Source organism: Vibrio sp. TBV020, from assembly GCF_046056895.1.
Taxonomy (GTDB): Bacteria; Pseudomonadota; Gammaproteobacteria; order Enterobacterales; family Vibrionaceae; genus Vibrio.
This window is the reverse complement of record NZ_JBEEAQ010000003.1, coordinates 435,311-454,309: the sequence shown is the minus strand read 5'-3', so window position 1 is coordinate 454,309 and position 18,999 is coordinate 435,311. Positions and strand designations below refer to the sequence as shown.

Annotated in this window: 15 protein-coding genes; 8 read left to right on the top strand and 7 right to left on the bottom strand. The window is 44.6% G+C overall.

Annotation, left to right across the window (positions count from 1 at the left end; translation table 11 throughout):
• Positions 1 to 135: 135 nt before the first annotated feature.
• The 6 genes from AAFX28_RS10010 (at position 136) to crp (ending at position 5,612) form a co-directional block, all read left to right on the top strand.
• A complete protein-coding gene (locus tag AAFX28_RS10010; protein WP_408687405.1) occupies positions 136 to 2,058 on the top strand; it encodes an ABC transporter ATP-binding protein in 1,923 nt (640 codons plus the stop codon).
• Positions 2,055 to 2,534: a TIGR02444 family protein gene (locus AAFX28_RS10005; protein ID WP_408687404.1), complete on the top strand. Its 480-nt coding sequence runs from the start codon at positions 2,055 to 2,057 to the stop codon at positions 2,532 to 2,534. The genes AAFX28_RS10010 and AAFX28_RS10005 overlap by 4 nt, the downstream gene beginning before the upstream one ends.
• Positions 2,535 to 2,543: 9 nt before the next feature.
• On the top strand, positions 2,544 to 3,533 hold the full coding sequence (locus tag AAFX28_RS10000; protein WP_408687403.1) for a hydrolase: 990 nt from the start codon (positions 2,544 to 2,546) through the stop codon (positions 3,531 to 3,533).
• 40 nt (positions 3,534 to 3,573) lie between these two features.
• Positions 3,574 to 3,786, top strand: coding sequence for a YheU family protein (locus AAFX28_RS09995; protein WP_408687401.1), 213 nt, complete (start codon positions 3,574 to 3,576; stop codon positions 3,784 to 3,786).
• An 82-nt stretch (positions 3,787 to 3,868) separates the two neighbouring features.
• Positions 3,869 to 4,738, top strand: coding sequence for a phosphoribulokinase (locus AAFX28_RS09990; RefSeq protein WP_408687399.1), 870 nt, complete (start codon positions 3,869 to 3,871; stop codon positions 4,736 to 4,738).
• A 241-nt stretch (positions 4,739 to 4,979) separates the two neighbouring features.
• Positions 4,980 to 5,612 carry a cAMP-activated global transcriptional regulator CRP gene (gene crp / locus AAFX28_RS09985; RefSeq protein ID WP_004410522.1) on the top strand — a complete coding sequence of 211 codons (633 nt, stop codon included), beginning with the start codon at positions 4,980 to 4,982 and terminating at the stop codon, positions 5,610 to 5,612.
• 213 nt (positions 5,613 to 5,825) lie between these two features.
• Here crp and AAFX28_RS09980 read toward each other — a convergent pair whose 3' ends face one another.
• From AAFX28_RS09980 to AAFX28_RS09950, 7 genes are all read right to left on the bottom strand, one after another.
• Positions 5,826 to 6,617, bottom strand: a complete 792-nt coding sequence (locus AAFX28_RS09980; RefSeq protein WP_408687397.1) for a DUF1338 domain-containing protein — start codon at positions 6,615 to 6,617, stop codon at positions 5,826 to 5,828.
• Between the two features lie 205 nt (positions 6,618 to 6,822).
• Entirely contained in the window at positions 6,823 to 8,280 is a 1,458-nt protein-coding gene (gene astD / locus AAFX28_RS09975) for a succinylglutamate-semialdehyde dehydrogenase (RefSeq protein ID WP_408687395.1), read from the bottom strand.
• A gap of 25 nt (positions 8,281 to 8,305) precedes the next feature.
• Positions 8,306 to 9,325 carry an arginine N-succinyltransferase gene (astA, locus tag AAFX28_RS09970; RefSeq protein ID WP_408687393.1) on the bottom strand — a complete coding sequence of 340 codons (1,020 nt, stop codon included), beginning with the start codon at positions 9,323 to 9,325 and terminating at the stop codon, positions 8,306 to 8,308.
• 197 nt (positions 9,326 to 9,522) lie between these two features.
• Positions 9,523 to 10,737 (bottom strand): aspartate aminotransferase family protein, encoded by a 1,215-nt coding sequence (locus AAFX28_RS09965; RefSeq protein ID WP_408687391.1) that lies wholly within the window; start codon positions 10,735 to 10,737, stop codon positions 9,523 to 9,525.
• A 402-nt stretch (positions 10,738 to 11,139) separates the two neighbouring features.
• Positions 11,140 to 11,727: an aminodeoxychorismate/anthranilate synthase component II gene (locus tag AAFX28_RS09960; RefSeq protein ID WP_408687389.1), complete on the bottom strand. Its 588-nt coding sequence runs from the start codon at positions 11,725 to 11,727 to the stop codon at positions 11,140 to 11,142.
• Between the two features lie 131 nt (positions 11,728 to 11,858).
• The gene (locus AAFX28_RS09955) at positions 11,859 to 14,456 is read right to left on the bottom strand and encodes an ExeM/NucH family extracellular endonuclease (protein WP_408687387.1); all 2,598 of its coding nucleotides are present in this window, start codon (positions 14,454 to 14,456) and stop codon (positions 11,859 to 11,861) included.
• Between the two features lie 346 nt (positions 14,457 to 14,802).
• A complete protein-coding gene (locus AAFX28_RS09950; RefSeq protein ID WP_408687385.1) occupies positions 14,803 to 15,321 on the bottom strand; it encodes an FxsA family protein in 519 nt (172 codons plus the stop codon).
• A 329-nt stretch (positions 15,322 to 15,650) separates the two neighbouring features.
• Between AAFX28_RS09950 and aspA the strand changes: the two genes are divergently transcribed.
• Both aspA and AAFX28_RS09940 read left to right on the top strand, forming a co-directional pair.
• Positions 15,651 to 17,102: an aspartate ammonia-lyase gene (gene aspA / locus AAFX28_RS09945; RefSeq protein ID WP_408687383.1), complete on the top strand. Its 1,452-nt coding sequence runs from the start codon at positions 15,651 to 15,653 to the stop codon at positions 17,100 to 17,102.
• Positions 17,103 to 17,256: 154 nt separating this feature from the next.
• Entirely contained in the window at positions 17,257 to 18,564 is a 1,308-nt protein-coding gene (locus AAFX28_RS09940; protein ID WP_408687381.1) for an anaerobic C4-dicarboxylate transporter, read from the top strand.
• Positions 18,565 to 18,999: the final 435 nt, after the last annotated feature.

Below are 18,999 nucleotides of genomic sequence, written 5' to 3'. Positions count from 1 at the left end.
ATTTAAGCCAAAATCATTGTTTTTATAGGTTATCAGATTGTTATACGTGGTTAGCTACAATAACGCAACGATCGACATAGCTAGTTAAGTAACCTACTATTCGACGCAATACGAGCAAAGACAAAGCAAAAGATTATGATTACCTTCTCTGGCATTCAGCTTCTTCGAGGTGGCAAACCGCTACTTGATCAAGCCTCTGCAACGATTCACCCTGGCGATAAAGTCGGTCTTGTGGGCAAAAACGGTTGTGGCAAATCCACCCTATTCGCCTTAATTAAGGACGAACTTTCTATTGATGCTGGTAATTTTAGCAAACCCGCACACTGGGAACTGGCATGGGTCGCTCAGGAAACTCCAGCCTTAGAACGCAGTGCCATTGAATACGTAATTGATGGTGACCGCGAGTATCGTCGTCTCGAATCAGATTTGGCTGATGCCGAACAAAAAGATAACGGCACTCTGGTTGCTGAAATCCACGGTAAGATCGAAACCATTGGCGGCTACAGTATTCGTGCTCGCGCAGCAGAACTATTGGATGGTTTAGGTTTTAGCCAAGAGCAAATGAGCTGGAACTTAACTCAGTTTTCCGGTGGTTGGCGTATGCGCCTTAACTTAGCTCAAGCCCTGCTTTGTCGCTCCGACCTATTGCTACTCGATGAACCGACCAACCACTTAGACTTGGATGCAGTAATGTGGCTAGAACGCTGGCTACAAAACTATCCAGGCACTTTAGTTTTGATCTCTCACGACCGAGACTTCCTAGACCCGATCGTTGGTCGCGTTATCCACGTAGAAAACCAACAGCTTAATGAGTACACCGGTAACTACTCTTCGTTTGAAGAGCAACGCGCACAAAAGCTGATCCTGCAACAAGCACAATTTGAGAAGCAGCAGAAACAGATGTCGCACATGCAAAGCTACATTGACCGTTTCCGCTATAAGGCATCAAAAGCTCGCCAAGCGCAAAGTCGTATTAAAGCACTTGAGCGTATGGAAAAAGTATTACCCGCTCAGCTTGATAATCCATTTAGCTTCCAATTCCGTGACCCTGATGCACTACCTAATCCAATCATTATGATGGACGAAGTTTCGGCGGGTTATGATGACAACTTAATTCTTGAGAAGATTCGTCTTAACCTGGTACCGGGTAGCCGCATTGGTCTACTTGGTCGTAACGGCGCGGGTAAGTCGACACTAATTAAGCTGCTATCACGTGAGCTTAATCCTCAAGGTGGCGATCTTACCTATTCACAAGGTGTCAAAATTGGTTACTTTGCTCAGCACCAATTGGAAACACTGCATCCTGAAGAAACACCACTGCAGCACATGATGCAGATAGCACCTGATAAAAATGAGCTAGAACTACGTAACTACTTAGGCAGTTTTGGTTTCCAAGGTGATAAAGCGCTTGAAAAGGTAGCGCCTTTCTCTGGTGGTGAAAAAGCGCGTCTGGTTCTCGCGTTAATTGTGTGGCAAAAACCAAACTTGCTACTACTCGATGAGCCAACCAACCACTTGGATTTGGACATGCGCCAAGCTCTAACTTTGGCATTGCAAACCTTCGAAGGGGCGATGGTGATCGTTTCGCACGACCGCTACCTACTTAGAGCCACAACGGATGATCTTTACCTTGTTCACGACCGCCAAGTTGCACCATTCGACGGTGATTTAAACGACTACTATAAATGGCTGACGGATCAACAGAAGGCAGAGCGAAAAGAAGCTCAAGCTGCGCAACCTGCAAAGGATAGCACCAACAGTGCCGCCGCGAAAAAAGATCAAAAACGCCGTGAAGCAGAGTTCCGCAAGCAAACGGCTCCAATTCGCAAAAACCTGACAAAGCTTGAAGAAAAAATGGATAAGTTGGGCGCTGCATTAGCCGATGCTGAAACGCAATTGTCTGACAACTCCCTTTATGAAGCCGAAAATAAAGCTAAACTTAATGAAGTATTGGCTGTTCAGGCTAACAGCAAAGGTGAACTAGAAGATGTCGAAATGGAGTGGATGTCTCTCCAAGAAGAACTAGAACAGATGGAACAGGAGTTCAATAGCCTATGAGTTCAAAGCACGTCGAAATTTCTTTAACCCTTGAACGCTTATGGCAATTCAGTTTGCAATATTACAGCGTGCGAGAGGTAAAAGCGGCGTGCTTGAATCTTCAGAATCAATTCAAAGGTAACGTGAACTTATTACTGCTGCTCAAATGGTTAGACGAGCAGCAGATCTGCTTCAGAGAACAAGACTGGCATCGAGTTGAAGAGTGCTTAGGGCGCTCCGAAGCATTACTACTCAATTACAGAGAGTTCAGGCGCAAACTGAAACTCCATGTCAGCGACACGCTTTATCGAGAATCTCTTCAGTTTGAACTCCAGCTAGAAAAACAGCAGCAATCTGACTTGGTTGACTGCATTAATAGCATCCCACTGACTCTCAATCATAGCGAACCCTTAACGCTGCGCTATTGCCGCCAGTTAGGTGGAGAACAACTCTACTCTGCATTTGCGGAGCCTATCGACAACATCGCAAACCTATAGAGATCCTCTATGACTCAATTTGTTGCTGCTAAAGGACTAACAAACCCACATCTTCAAACTCTTGCACCGCGCTTTATTCGCAAAAAAGCGCTATTTGAACCTGTGTGGCAAACACTCGATACCCCTGATGGGGACTTTCTCGATATTGCATGGAGCGAAGACATCAATCAAAGCAACCAAGACGAGGCAAAGACTGATAAGCCAATTTTTGTGTTGTTCCACGGGTTAGAAGGCTGCTTCTATAGCCCATATGCCAACGGTCTAATGAATGCTTTTGCCAAACAAGGTTGGCTATCGGTCATGATGCATTTTCGTGGTTGTAGTGGCAAACCAAATAAACTGGCTCGCGCTTATCATTCAGGTGAAGTCGAAGATGCGCGATTCTTCTTGGAATACCTCAATCAATTATTCCCTAACCAAACCAAAGTCGCGGTAGGTATCTCATTAGGTGGCAATATGTTGGCCAACTATTTAGCCAAATATAGTGAAGAGCCCTTACTTGATGCTGCCACCATTGTCTCTGCGCCACTCGATCTTTCTGCTTGTTCAGAACGAATCGAGCAAGGCTTTTCAAAACTCTACAAGAGCTATCTGCTCACCTCGCTAAAAAAGAGCGCACTGCAAAAACAACATCTGCTGAAAGGCGAGTTAGGCCTGAGCTATCACAGCATCAAACGAGTCACGAGATTGTATGAGTTTGATGATTTGATTACCGCTCCCCTGCACGGTTTCAAAGATGCAGAGGATTACTACCATAAATGCTCTGGGATTCATCGCTTAAAAGAGATCACTCTTCCAACCCAGATCATTCATGCTAAAGACGATCCTTTTATGACCGATGCGGTGATCCCCAAATATGTCTTGCCGGATAACATCGACTACCGCCTTTTCGAGCAAGGTGGACACGTCGGTTTTGTCACTGGTAGTGCAATAAAGCCCCGTTTTTGGTTAGAAGAAGCGTTGCCCGCCTACTATGAAAGTCTGGCAGTTTCGGCATAATACCCAGCGTCTACAACGAACATAAAATCTAGAGGTATTTATGATTGTTCCTTGGCAACAAATTGACCCGGACACACTGGATAACTTAATCAAAGAATTCGTCCTACGCGAAGGCACTGACTATGGTGCTATCGAGGTCTCGCTACAAAGTAAAATCGACCAAATCAAGAAGCAGCTTGAGTCCGGTGAAGCAGTCGTTGTTTTCTCTGAATTGCATGAAACGGTCGATATCCAACTCAAAAATAAATTTTAGAGAACCGCATACAGTGACGCCCCATTAAAGCGTGTTATAGTGGGCGTCGATTACAGGAACGTATTCTCAGACAAGGTTTGTCATGTCAGCAAAACACCCAATTATTGCCGTTACTGGTTCTTCCGGTGCCGGAACTACCACTACCTCTGAAGCTTTCCGCAAGATGTTCAACATGATGAACGTCAAACCTGCATGGGTTGAGGGCGATAGTTTTCACCGCTTCACCCGTCCAGAAATGGATGTAGAGATCCGTAAAGCTCGAGAACAAGGCCGCCACATTAGCTATTTTGGTCCACAGGCGAATGACTTTGGTGGGTTAGCTGAGTTCTTCCGTAAATATGGACAAGAAGGTATAGGCCAAGTTCGTCGCTATCTACACACCTTTGACGAAGCCGTCCCTTACAATCAAATGCCAGGTACATTTACTCCTTGGCAAGACTTACCAGAAAACTCAGATGTACTATTCTACGAAGGTCTTCATGGTGGCGTAGTCGATGGTGATGTCAACGTAGCTCAACATGTCGATTTTCTGATTGGCATGGTACCCATCGTAAACCTTGAATGGATTCAAAAGTTCGTACGCGATACCCGTGATAGAGGCCATTCTCGTGAAGCGGTAATGGACTCCATTGTTCGCTCAATGGATGATTACCTAAACTACATCACACCGCAGTTTTCTCGTACTCATATTAACTTTCAGCGCGTACCAACCGTCGATACTTCTAACCCACTTAATGCGAAAGGAATCCCTAGCTTAGATGAGAGCTTTGTCGTGATCCGCTTGCGTGGTATCAAGAATGTCGATTTCCCATATTTACTCGCAATGATTGATGGTTCGTTTATGTCCCGTCATAACACCATTGTTGTCCCTGGTGGCAAGATGAGTTTTGCGATGGAATTAATCGTACGCCCTATTCTTCAACAACTCATCGAAACCGGGAAAATTGGCTAATACTCATGGCTAGAACGCGATTACTTTTCATACCGTGATCATGTGCACAGTTTTGCGTAGTAAATACACCGCTTGACCCGATTAAAATCAAGAAATCGTTTTCGAAAAAGGATACTATTTCTTACCGAAACACAAGATAGCTTGCAGCATTTGTAAAGTGCTCTTATCCTAGTAAGCCTATTTAAGGCTTTGCTAAAACATGGAAAGCGACAAGCGTACCCTGCAGAGGAAGTGAGATATTATGGTTCTAGGTAAACCTCAAACCGACCCAACATTAGAGTGGTTCCTTTCACACTGTCATATTCATAAGTACCCATCAAAAAGCACGCTAATTCACGCGGGCGAAAAAGCTGAGACGTTGTACTACATCGTTAAAGGCTCTGTTGCGGTTCTTATCAAGGACGAAGAAGGTAAGGAAATGATCCTTTCTTACCTAAACCAAGGTGATTTCATCGGTGAGCTTGGTCTATTCGAAGAAGATCAAGAGCGTACTGCTTGGGTTCGTGCTAAATCTCCTTGTGAAGTAGCGGAAATCTCTTTCAAGAAATTCCGTCAGCTAATCCAAGTTAACCCAGACATCCTAATGCGCCTTTCTGCGCAAATGGCAAGCCGCCTACAAGTGACTAGCCAAAAAGTGGGTGACCTAGCATTCCTAGACGTTACTGGCCGTATCGCTCAAACGCTACTAAACCTAGCGAAGCAACCTGATGCGATGACTCACCCAGACGGCATGCAAATCAAGATCACTCGTCAAGAGATCGGTCAGATTGTTGGCTGTTCACGTGAGACAGTAGGTCGTATCCTGAAGATGCTAGAAGAGCAGAACCTAATTTCTGCACACGGTAAAACTATCGTGGTATACGGTACTCGTTAATCCCAATTAACGTTTAAAAAATTTAAAAGCCACCAATGGAGACATTGGTGGCTTTTTTGTTTATTTGCGTCATCCCCGAGAAGGAGGGACGACTGAGTTGGGGATCTCTGCAAGCAAGAAAGCCAACCGATGAAGATTCCCTACTCCCTCCTGCGTCGGTCTATGGAATGACGTCTATCTCCCTAGGGGCAAAGCCGTTTTCACTTCTGCTTTTTATCCGTTGGTACTTTCAAAAATCTTATCTGCAGATGCTGCTACAAATCCTGGGTACAACTCACCATTCGCCATTGGGTAGCGCTTAGCAAATTCATAAAAACCACCAGGAATGATTTCCGTTCCTTCAGCAAATGACACTGCGACTTTGTCAGCCATAGTAGAAGATTGCTCTAGCAATACATCTGGAGAGCCTTTCACTTCACCGCCCGATTCATTGATAGTGAAACCAGCTTGGCGAAGATGATCATTAACACCTTTCACTTCATCAAAGGCGTTCAATTGATTCACACTCACAGTAAAGTGGTTCGCACCGTAACCATGTGCTGCGAGCCAAGAAGCGTATTCACTCTCTTTCGCTAGCGTTTGGAAATCTTGATAACTCAACTCCCATAAACGGCCACCCCACAGGAAGTCAGCACCTTTTAGATCATGGGTGTCCAATTGCTCTACAAGCTTGGCAACGATCGCCTGAAGCTCGTCAGAACACTCATTCACTTTAAGCTCACTGATAAACACTTTAGGTTGTTTAGGATCAGGATGTTCAAAATGCTTAGCCACCAGCTTCTTGCTTTCAAACTCATAATCACCACATGGTTTATAGCCAGCATCCAAGAAAGGCTGAGCCAGTGTTGCAATACCTAATGGCTCAATATTAAAGGTTCGCAGAGCAATATGGTCATTGATGAGAGCCTCATCTTCTTGTAGAAGTTGATGCACTTTTTCAGCAGAAGGACACAAGCGTTGAATATAGTCCGTCCATAACTGTTGGAATAAAACATCTGGCGTCATAACGCCTCCTTGTATGGGGTTGTTTACGTTATAGAGTTAGGTCGTTGTTATCGTTATTCGTTTAATTTTTGGTATAAAAGAGGCTACCAAACCGACTTGTCCAGATAATCAGTTTGATAGCCTTCAACCTGTGACGTTAAAACCTCCCTGCTCAGGGAGGAAGAAGGGAATTCCCTTAATTTAGGTTCTTACTGACCTAATATTTTTATAGCTCTACCCCTGGGCTCAAGGTCGCAGGAAGAATCGTTTCTCCGCCTTCCATCGATGCCATTGGGTAAGCACAGTAGTCTGCTGCATAGTAAGCACTTGGTCGTAAGTTGCCCGACGCACCAGGACCACCAAATGGTGCATCACCACTTGCGCCCGTTAGCTGACGGTTACGGTTCACGATACCCGCTCGGATATGGTCAACAAAATATTCCCACTCGCCATCGTCAGTAGAAACTAGACCAGCGGATAAGCCAAAACGTGTATCGTTTGCTAGCTCGACTGCTTTTTCTAAACCTTGGTAACGAACGACTTGCAGCAATGGACCGAAGTACTCTTCATCAGGCAATTCAGCAATCGCTGTCACATCGATAATGCCAGGCGTCACAAATGCTGCTTCACCTGCCTGTGCTTCAATCAAACTCTGACCACCCAGTTTTTGCAGATTGGATTGTGCTGCAAGGATAAAGTCAGCCGCAGCTTTAGAGATCTGCGGTCCCATGAATGGCGCAGGTTCAGCGAATGGCTGATCAACACGAATCTTGTTCGTCGCTTCTACTAGCTTGCTTACTAGTAGGTCACCTTTCTCACCGACTGGAACATACAGACGACGAGCACAAGTACAACGTTGACCGGCACTGATAAATGCCGATTGGATAATGGTGTAGACCGTTGCATCGACTTCACCGTAGTTTTCAGAGATAACCATTGGGTTATTACCACCCATCTCTAGTGCCAACATTTTACCCGGTTGGCCTGCAAACTGTTTGTGAAGGATATGACCTGTATTCGCACTACCTGTGAATAGCACACCATCAAGCCCCTTAGAATCAGCCAGTGCGATACCTGTTTCTTTCGCACCTTGTACAAGGTTGATTACCCCTTTAGGTAGACCAACCTGATCCCACAGCTTCATCGCGAACTCACCCGTTAACGGGGTTTGCTCTGATGGTTTGAATACTACGGTATTACCAGCAAGAAGCGCCGGAACAATGTGACCATTTGGCAAGTGACCAGGGAAGTTATATGGACCAAATACTGCCATTACACCCAGAGGTCGGTGGCGAAGTACAATCTGGTTACCTGCAGCTTCTCTCTGCGCTTCACCAGTACGGTCATGGTAAGCACGGATAGAAATCGCAATTTTGCCAGCCATAGCGGCCGCTTCAGTGCGCGTTTCCCAAATCGGCTTACCAGTTTCTTTAGCGATGATTTCAGCAATTTGCTCGCTGTTCTCTTTCACTTTCTCAGCAAAAGCTAGAACAATCGCTTCGCGTTCAGCAAAGCTCATTTTCTTCCAGCCAACAAATGCGCTACGCGCTGCTGATACGGCCTGTTCAACTTGATCTGGCGTCGCACTTTCACCCTGCCAGATGACTTCATTGTTGTATGGGCTTTGTGAGTTCATTGCCTCACCTTGACCTTTCACCCATTCACCAGCAATCCAATGTGTCATAACTTGTTCCTTCATAATATCAAGCTTACTGAGCCAACATGCGAACGTAGTCGCCTTCATTCAACTTCAATGCATCTGCTACTTCTGGCGACAAAATCACTGACTCAGTGGCATGGTCGTATGCCGCTTTTGCTGCGGTCGCTCGGAAGTCTTCGAACGAAGTGTTCGAAATGAGGTAGTCCTGAGAACTGGTATGTTCTGCGACTGTCACCTTAGCGCGAATCGAATGACGCACAGATTCAATATTGCGCACGTCACACTCTACCGTCGGGCCACCATCAAAAATGTCGACGTAGTTGCGACAAGTGAAACCTTCTTTTTCAAGTAGGCGCAGCGCAGGTTTGGTGTTGTCATGAACCTGACCGATCACTGCCTGTGCTTCCTTACTCAATAGGTTGATATAAATTGGCAGCTTAGGCATAAGGTCTGCGATAAAGCCTTTCTTACCAATACCTGTTAGGTAATCTGCTAATGTAAAATCAATCGAGAAGAAATGCTCTTGTAGCCATTGCCAGAATGGAGAGTTACCCTCTTCATCAGAAACACCACGCATCTCAGCAAATACCGTTTTAGAAAAACGATGCGGGTGCTCAGCCATCATGAGGAAACGACATTTAGACATTAAGCGACCATTCAATCCTCCGCGGAATGACGGTCTTAGGAATAAAGTACAAATCTCACTACAGCCGGTGTAGTTATTGCCGAAAGTCAGTAGCTTAACTACGTTATTCACGCCAAGTTTCGGCGATGAATGCACGACGGTACTGATGTGGTATGAGTAGAAGGGTACATCCCAACCAATTGAAGCTTCGATACCAGTACAACCAGCGACTTCACCAGTTTCACTATCAAAGCCAACCATTAGATAGCCTTCATCACCAGGTTCAGTTACGTCTGGCTTTGTGAAGCTATATTCTGAATGGGTAATACGATTAGTTAACAGTTCTTCGTTAACCGGTAGAGATGTAAATCCATGACCCGACTCAACCGCACATGTGTGCAGCGCATCGTAGTCCGACATTGCGATAGGGCGAACAACCAGCATCGAAACTCCCTCCTGATGCAGTGAACGCTAGTACTCATTAATTATCTGTTTATACTTTGACTTCGTCATTCCCTACAGTGAGGAATGAGCTTGATAGGGAATCTCTCAACGCTATGCAAGAGATCCCCAACTTTGTCATGCCTTCCTGTTGAGGATGACACTGTTTATGTCGATATGAGTACTAGACTAGGTATTTCTTATTTAACTAGCGTTGCTAGAGCTTTATCTAGGCGAGCTAATCCTTCTTCAATTTCTTCTTTAGTAATGACTAGTGATGGCGTGAAACGCACGACGTTTGTACCTGCAACTAGAACCATTAGACCTTCTTTACCTGCTGCAACCAAAACGTCACGAGCGCGGCCTTGCCAATCTTCATTCAGTGCGGCACCAAGCAATAAGCCTTTACCACGAACTTCGGCAAACATGTTGTACTTATCGTTTAGTTTAGCTAAGCCTTCGCGGAACAACGCTTCACGCTCAGCAACACCGGCTAGCGTTTCTGGTGCGCTAACAACATCAACCACAGCTTCCGCTACAGCACATGCTAGTGGGTTGCCACCATACGTTGAACCATGAGTACCTACTTTCAGGTGCTTAGAAAGTTCAGTCGTCGTAAGCATTGCACCGATAGGGAAACCACCACCAAGAGATTTAGCAGTGCTCAGAATATCTGGCGTTACACCTAGACCTTGGTAAGCGTAGAAGTGACCAGTACGACCGTTACCCGTTTGTACTTCATCGAAAATCAGTAGTGCGTTGTGCTTGTCACACAGCTCACGAACAGTCTGTACGAATTCGTCCGTTGGAGAGATGATGCCGCCCTCACCTTGAAGTGGCTCCATCATGATGGCACACGTACGATCTGAAATGTGTGCTTTCAATGCTTCCACATCGTTGTACGGTAGGTGAGTAACGTCACCAGGTTTAGGGCCAAAACCATCAGAATATGCAGCTTGACCGCCAACAGTAACCGTAAAGAAAGTACGGCCGTGGAAACCTTGTTTAAAGGCGATGATTTCTGATTTTTCAGGACCAAACTTGTCAGCGGCGTAACGACGAGCAAGCTTAAGTGCCGCTTCATTCGCTTCTGCACCAGAGTTTGCAAAGAACACTTTCTCAGCAAAACATACGTCTGTCAGCTTTTTAGCAAGACGCAGCGCTGGCTCGTTAGTCATAACGTTACTTAAGTGCCAGATCTTCTGACCTTGTTCTGTTAACGCGTTAACCATTGCAGGATGACAATGACCTAGGCAGCTCACGGCAATACCACCAGCAAAGTCGATATATTCAGTCCCTTTTTGGTCCCAAACACGAGCACCCTCGCCTTTCACTGGAATCATTTCCATTGGGTTGTAACAAGGTACCATTACCTCATCAAACAAACCGCGTTCTACATTATTTTCTACAGTCATTGCACATTCCCTCTTGATACCGCATGCATAGCGAATATGGTGTCCTTACTTCGAATCAATGAAATAAGATATTGTTTTGCTATTAAGCTATGCTGGCATTGTATTTACATTTAATTAACCATTTCAATAGTGGTTTATTCTTTTTAGTAGCCACTATGAAGTCTAATACTCATCATCCTTGAGTATTTATGCATTACCCTTTCACATTTATGAAGCAATATATTCTTATATTAAAGATAAGCTATGGTTAATCTTAGTCGCGATAAGGGCTGAGAAGTAGGCGTGACAAACTCTACGCATACTTTTTCACAAAGTATTCGCAGACGAGGTTATGAAGAAAATGTTAAGAAAAGTGATCTGAGTCAGGCTTTAACCGAATACCAAACTCAGGAATCGAGCGTTTTAAAGTGGCTTTCGAGCAATAAAGTTGGCGAGGATCTGGTGACCTTGCTCCGTTTTAATCGATTCAGGATGAAACTGTACGGCATCAATCGGCAGGGTTTTGTGTTGATAACCCATGATCTCATCCATGCTTCCGTCTTCCAATTGCGTCCAAGCAGTCAGCTCAAAACAATCCGGTAGCGTTCCGGTTTTCACCACCAGAGAATGATAGCGCGTGACCGTCAGCGGGTTATTCAATCCAGAAAAAACACTTCGGTTGTTGTGAACAATTGGCGATGTCTTGCCATGCATAACCTGACGAGCTCGTACAACTTCACCACCAAACACCTGCGCAATTGCCTGATGGCCAAGACACACTCCAAGTATTGGTAGTTTACCCGCAAAGTATTCGATAGCAGCTAGTGAGATACCCGCTTCATTGGGCGTACATGGCCCAGGAGAGATCACTAGATGAGTAGGGTTTAACGTTTCGATTTCTTCAAGCGTGACTTCATCGTTGCGCACGACTTTCACCTCTGCGCCCAGCTCACAAAAATACTGGTAAAGGTTATAAGTAAAGGAGTCGTAGTTATCGATGATCAGTAGCATGATGAAAAACTGCGTTGATAAAAGTCGAGGTTAGGGGCGGTATTGTGCAATAAGAAAGGAGAAAGGCAAGTGCAAACGATAAAATAAGGCCAGTATTCACTGGCCTTATGAATTTACACTAATAGGGAGCGCTACTGTTTACGGCGCCATAGTGCTAGACCAAATAGCGACAATGTTGCAGCAAAACCAAACGAACCCGCCATGTTCAGCTCAAGTACCGCAGGATCATGATCTGAAGAACGGAAATGGTCATTGTACTTCGGAAGGTCGCCTTTATATTCATCGTTGTAATCAAACAATGTCGACTCGCCACCGTTAATGTGCCAATCCGTAGCATCAACAAAATGCTTCTCTAGGCTTGAACTGATCAACAAGTGGTCCAGTGCACCCACTTCATCATTGTATGAATAGCTCCAGCTGTTTGGATGCGCTTTCGCTACGGCATTGATGTAGCCGTAGCTATCAGTGATCACTGCACCTTCGTCGCCAAACTGAACCTGACCATCAATGTACGTATTACGTGCTGCTTTGATCGTCTTACCGTATTTCTCTTGGCTGTAATCTGTCAGTACTAGCAATGGATCTTCCATTCCGTATGCGTTCAAGTCACCTAAGATAACTTTATGACCTTTGATTTCGCTTAGTGCATCACCCAAAGCCACAGCAGCTGCTACACGGAAGTTCTCACAAGAACCCTGTTTGTCTAGGTCTTGACCGCCTTGACCGCCCTGCTCAACTGGCGCCGCATCTTCCCAACACTTAGAACCTTTCGACTTAAGGTGGTTAATCGCAACCGTGATCTTCTCTTTGGTGCCTTTCACTTTGAAGGTCGGCGCTAGAGAATCACGTTGGTAGTTCTTACCATCCTCAATCACTTTACCATTGTCATCCAACACTTCTGGTGCTTGCTGACTTGGCATTGGAATAACGCGAGAATCTTTCAGCTTAACCACTTTCGGACGGTAGATTACGCCTGTAGTAATCACGTCAGTACCAATGTAGTCATTTTCGTCAGTTACTTTGTCGCCGTTAGAGTCGATAGCAACAATGTCGTAGCGATCTTTCTTCTTCTCAATACGAGCGTTCAACTGGTCAACAAGCTGACGAATTGCACCACTATCACCAAAGCCGTTATTTTCGATTTCCATCAGACCGATGATGTCTGCATCTAGGCGTAGAATCGCGTTAACGATTTTCGCTTGTTGCACCTCAAATTCTTCATAGCTATCAGCACCACGGTTATCACCATGTGGATTCGCGTCTCCCCCAAATGGCGAATTGAAGTAGTTGAGTACGTTGAAAGTAGCGATGCGTAAATCACCCTCTTTCATGTCGATGTCTTCAGTACGAGGATCGTTACGAATAAAGCTTTCGCTTGTAAGAGTATTGGTTGGAATAAGGCGGTAGTCACCATAGCTGTAGGTAATCACACCTTCTAGGCCAACAATAGTGTCGTCGATACGAATGTAATCTTCTGTCGAGCCATCTTGATCAACATCAGTGCGACCGAAGTCTGGGTAATATGGGATTTGACCATCACCGGCTTTAGCATCTGATTCTACGTATAAGCGACGCTCTGCATTTTCAATACTTTGTTGCTTAGCCTCTTCTGACCCTGCTGGGAAGTTTTGGTTTGGCTGCATGCTGATGCGGCCTTGCGCAAGTACCATATTGTTGCGACGCGCTGCGTAGTCATAACCAAAAGTTCGGGTAACTCGCATATCCAGAGCTTCAGTGGTGTTAACCAACATACCTTCATAACGCTCTAGGGTACGATCGAAGTTCTCATCCGTTGGTAAGATTTCGATATCAGTTGCCACTGGCGCGGTTTGTTCGCCTTGCTTAACCCAGTTATTGTTTTCTACTTTTAGTTGCGTGTGGTCGTAGTATTCTTGCACCTTACCTTTAACACATACCACATCACCCGCTTTTAACTCAGAGCTCGATTGGTTTGTATGAACAAACAGGCCTTCTGAGGTTTCAGGGTTGTAGTCATCAGTTAGTGCCTGAAGGTAGAAGCCTTTTGTCAGACCCGTTGTTACTGCACTTACTACACCTTTAACAAAGAAATCTTCATCGGTTATGTATGGGTAACCATTGATAAATGGTGAAGTATCGCCATCGCCTTGAATTTCTTGGATAGAAGTAAAGGTCGGCTCCGCGCCGTCTTGAGTACACGCGAACGGTTCTGGCGCTGTACCACCATCAAGAACACCTAAACCTTCGATACTGTCTTTCGGAAGTGATGACCATTGAGAAGCGTCATAAGTAGAAGAAGGTGTCATCGCATCCGAATTACGTACTAGAGTGACATCTTTTGCAAAGTCGACATCACCCGACACACCCAATAGGTCATGAACCGCACCATCTTTGAGCAGTGCCATTGGATCATCACCATTAAAATTAGTCGTTGAGCCATCAAGAATATTCGCAACAGCTTTAATGTCATCGCTCGCACTGGTATGCGCCACAACCAATACACTTTGCGCAGCGAGCACTTGGCCATTTAATGACAGTTTACTGCCCCATTCGCCTTTACCATTGCTCTGTTTCGCCAGTTCATATCCATCTAGAGAGACTGAGCTATCACCGGTATTGGCGATTTCAATAGCTTTGTTGTAACTACCACCTTCTACATATTGAGAGATGATGATGTCTGCCATTGCTGGAGACGAAAGTGCGCCGGCTACCACTGCGGCAAGTAAAGTAGGAGTGAGTTTTTGTTTCATGTTATCCACCGTGTATCGCTTTCAATGTTACACAGCAACTAGAAAGCGTGTTCCATGTCACTTTTTCTGTGACTACGTTTTAATAAATCTTGCTCAGTGTTGACGTTTTTTATGAAACAAAAAATTACATTCAGTGACAGTGAGATTTTGATCTCATAGGTATGGTGAATATTTGAAGCCTTATCAAATTTTCAACATATCGTGATAACAGAAGTTTCAAATTCAAGACTAGTTCTATGAATTAAATAAGGTTTTGCTAATAAATAAAGTAACAGCTCTACAGTAATTCGACTTGTTCAAGCATGAAAAAAGGCGCTACATGAGCGCCTTTTTCCGAGCTAATCGCTTAATTCAATCGATTTCGATCATCATCATCTTTGCGTTCAAACTCACCCTCAAAGGTAGAACCTTGTTGTGAATCGTCACGATGGAACGGGTTCTGTTCAAACGGGCTTTGACCAAATTGATCACCTTGAAAGCTTCCGTGGAAACCATTGCTCCCCATCGATTTAACCACCATTTTACTCATCAAATATTTAGCAATCATAGCGCGAGGGGCTGGCAACAATACCAACATACCCAATGCATCAGTCATAAATCCTGGTGTAAGTAGGAGTACACCCGCGACAGCTAGCATCACTCCTTCGAAAATTTGTTGGGCAGGAAGCTCACCTTGCTGAAGGCGATTTTGTACCGACATTAATGTTTGTAGACCTTGGCTACGCACGAGGGAAGCCCCTACGAATGCAGTAATTAGCACTAAGGCGATAGTTGGCCACAGTCCAAGGAAGCCACCAACTTGAATAAATAGACCTATTTCAATGATAGGAACGAAAATAAATAGCAGTAATAAGATAGGAAACACACGCCCTCCTTTGTTGTACTCAGTGTACGTGCTCCGCGGTTTGAGCTCAAATTAAAGCGGTAAAAAAACGTGACATAAGCATGATAAAAAACTCAATAAAACACTACCACTAAAGGGTTATTAACACTCTATTCATATCTAACATAACTTTGACTCAACGAAAGCAAAAAAAGGTGATCAAGTTACTATTTTTATACGCTAGGTACAGTATTATGTGCCACATAAGTCAGGACGGATTATACAGCCAAAAATTCTGCCGAATGGATTCTTACACTACAGAATGGCTAGAAATAAACTTTATTATCAGAATAAATTCCTAAGGATCCTGTATGGCTACCCTAACTGATACTTCAAAAACGGCTAACCTTGCAACTCGCATCGAAGAAGATTTACTAGGTGAGCGTCATGTACCTGCTGACGCGTACTACGGCATTCACACTCTACGTGCGATCGAAAACTTCAATATCTCTAACATGACCATCTCTGACGTACCTGAATTTGTACGTGGTATGGTAATGACAAAGAAAGCAGCAGCACTAGCAAACAAAGAGCTTGGAGCGATTCCAAAAGACGTCGCGAACTACATCGTAGAAGCGTGTGATTTGATCCTTGAAACAGGTAAGTGCATGGATCAGTTCCCATCAGACGTATTCCAAGGTGGTGCTGGTACTTCTGTTAACATGAACACTAACGAAGTTATCGCGAACGTTGCACTTGAACTGATGGGCAAGGAAAAAGGCCAATATGAGTTCATCAACCCGAACGATCACGTAAACAAGAGCCAATCAACTAACTGTGCGTACCCAACGGGCTTCCGTATCGCGGTTTACAACAGTGTTCATCAGTTGATGGAGGCGATCGAATACCTAAAAGGCGCATTCGAGCTTAAAGCACAAGAATTCAAAGACGTATTGAAGATGGGTCGTACTCAGCTTCAAGACGCAGTGCCTATGACTGTAGGTCAAGAGTTCCACGCTTGGGCAGTAACGCTAAATGAAGAGATTCGTGCACTAGACTACACGTCTAAGCTACTGTTAGAAATCAACCTAGGCGCAACAGCAATCGGTACTGGCCTTAACGCACCAACTGGTTACCAAGCAACAGCAGTGAAACACCTAGCGGAAGTAACAGGCTTAGAAGTAGTTCCTGCTGAAGACCTTATCGAAGCGACGTCTGACTGTGGTGCTTACGTAATGGCACACGGCGCGCTTAAACGCCTAGCAGTTAAACTGTCTAAGATCTGTAACGACCTACGTCTACTTTCTTCTGGTCCTCGCGCAGGTCTAAACGAGCTAAACCTACCAGAAATGCAAGCTGGTTCTTCAATCATGCCTGCAAAAGTAAACCCAGTTATCCCTGAAGTAGTAAACCAAGTTTGCTTTAAAGTTCTAGGTAACGACAACACCGTTTCTTTCGCAGCAGAAGGCGGTCAGCTACAGCTTAACGTAATGGAACCAGTTATCGCACAAAGCGTGTTTGAGTCTATCTCTCTACTACACAACGCATGTGTTAACTTGCGTGACAAGTGTGTTGACGGCATCACTGTTAACAAAGAAGTGTGTGAGAACTACGTATACAACTCTATCGGTATCGTTACTTACCTAAACCCATACATTGGCCACCACGAAGGTGACATTGTTGGTAAGATCTGTGCTGAAACAGGTAAGAGTGTACGCGAAGTAGTTCTTGAGCGTGGACTATTAACAGAAGATGAGCTAGATGACATTCTTTCTGTTGAAAACTTTATGCACCCAACGTATAAAGCGAAACGCTACGAGTAATTGCAGCAGGAAAAGGCCCCAAACGGGGCCTTTTTTAGGCCTGTATACGGTTAACCACATCAACGCCAAGGTCTTTATTTTCTGATTATCTAAACATTCAGACAACGAGTTTTTAGATAATCAGAATCAAAATTAACTTTATGAGGTAATTAATATGGTGGCAGTAGAGCTCTTTGTCGTTCTGCTTTTTATCTATTTAGGAGCAAGAATCGGCGGTATTGGGATTGGCCTAGCCGGTGGTGCTGGTGTCATCGCCTTATCTTTAGTATTGGGCGTACCAACAAGCCAAGCATTCATTCCTATCGACGTAATCTTGATTATCATGTCAGTGATTACCGCAATTGCAGCAATGCAAGTCGCGGGTGGTCTAGATTGGATGGTTCAAGTAGCTGAAAACTTTTTGCGTAAACACCCTGAACGCATCACATTTTACGCACCGATTGTTACCTTCCTGATGACATTAATGGCTGGTACAGGCCACACGGCATTCTCAACTCTACCGGTAATTGCAGAAGTAGCAAAAGGCCAAGGCGTTCGTCCTTCGCGCCCACTTTCTATTGCGGTTGTAGCTTCTCAAATCGCAATCACTGCATCACCAATTTCTGCAGCAGTTGTTGCTTTCGCGGCAATGCTTGCTCCAATGGGCGTTGATTACCTAACGCTACTTGCGATTTGTATTCCAACCACGTTTGTTGCTTGTATGATTGGCGCATTCGTTGCGAACTTCATGGGTTGTGAACTCAAAGATGATCCAGTTTATCAAGAGCGTCTAGAAAAAGGCCTGATTAAACTCGCTACGGATGAGCAACGAGAGATCCTGCCAACTGCCAAAAAAGCCACTTATATCTTCCTTGCAGCGATTGGCTTTGTGGTTTGTTACGCAGCCGCTATTTCAAACTCGATTGGCCTAATCGAAAATCCAGCGCTTGGCCGTAACGAAGCGATCATGACAGTAATGCTAGCGGCTGCTGCAGCTATCGTAATGAGCTGTAAAATCGACGCAGGAAAAATTCCAGCAGCAGCGACATTCCGCTCTGGTATGACAGCGTGTGTCTGCGTTCTTGGTGTTGCATGGCTTGGTTCGACGTTCGTAAACGCACACGTAGATGGCATTAAAGAAGTCGCAGGTGCACTGTTAGCAGACTACCCATGGATGCTGGCAATGGTACTGTTCTTTGCCTCTATGCTGCTTTACTCACAAGGCGCAACTACTGTGGCACTTATGCCTGCGGCGCTTGCAATTGGCGTAGCACCACTAACTGCCGTAGCGTCATTCGCTGCAGTGAGTGCACTGTTTGTACTACCGACTTACCCAACTCTGCTTGCAGCAGTTGAAATGGATGACACTGGCTCAACACGTATTGGTAAATACGTCTTTAACCATGCATTCTTTGTCCCTGGTGTCGTGACAATTGCTTCAGCTGTAGCACTTGGATTCACATTTGGTGGTCTATTTATCTAGTAAAACCTAGAACATCATAAAAGGGAGCTTCGGGCTCCCTTTTATTTTTGTAATCGTAAAAATATCTACCTCACACTTTATTTTTGACTTTAATCAAAAAAACATCCAAAAAGCGAACCTGCATTTTAATTCGACCATTTGAATAAAATTCCCTTCTTATTTCACTTCCCCTTACCCCACTTAAGCCAGTAAGAAAAACATGTAAACTAAAAGAATATTAATCCGCCTATTTCAAACAATTAACCCTTACAGAAACACGCAACAAAACCACCATAAAATAAACGCTATATTTTTGTGAAGATCCACAAAGTTACCTAATCACCCTCAGATTAAAATAGCTTCAACAGGCAAATGCCTAAATAAGAATTCCAATTACTAATAACTTCCCTACAAAGTTATTTATTTTTAATAACGATGAGTCGCTGATTCACTTTT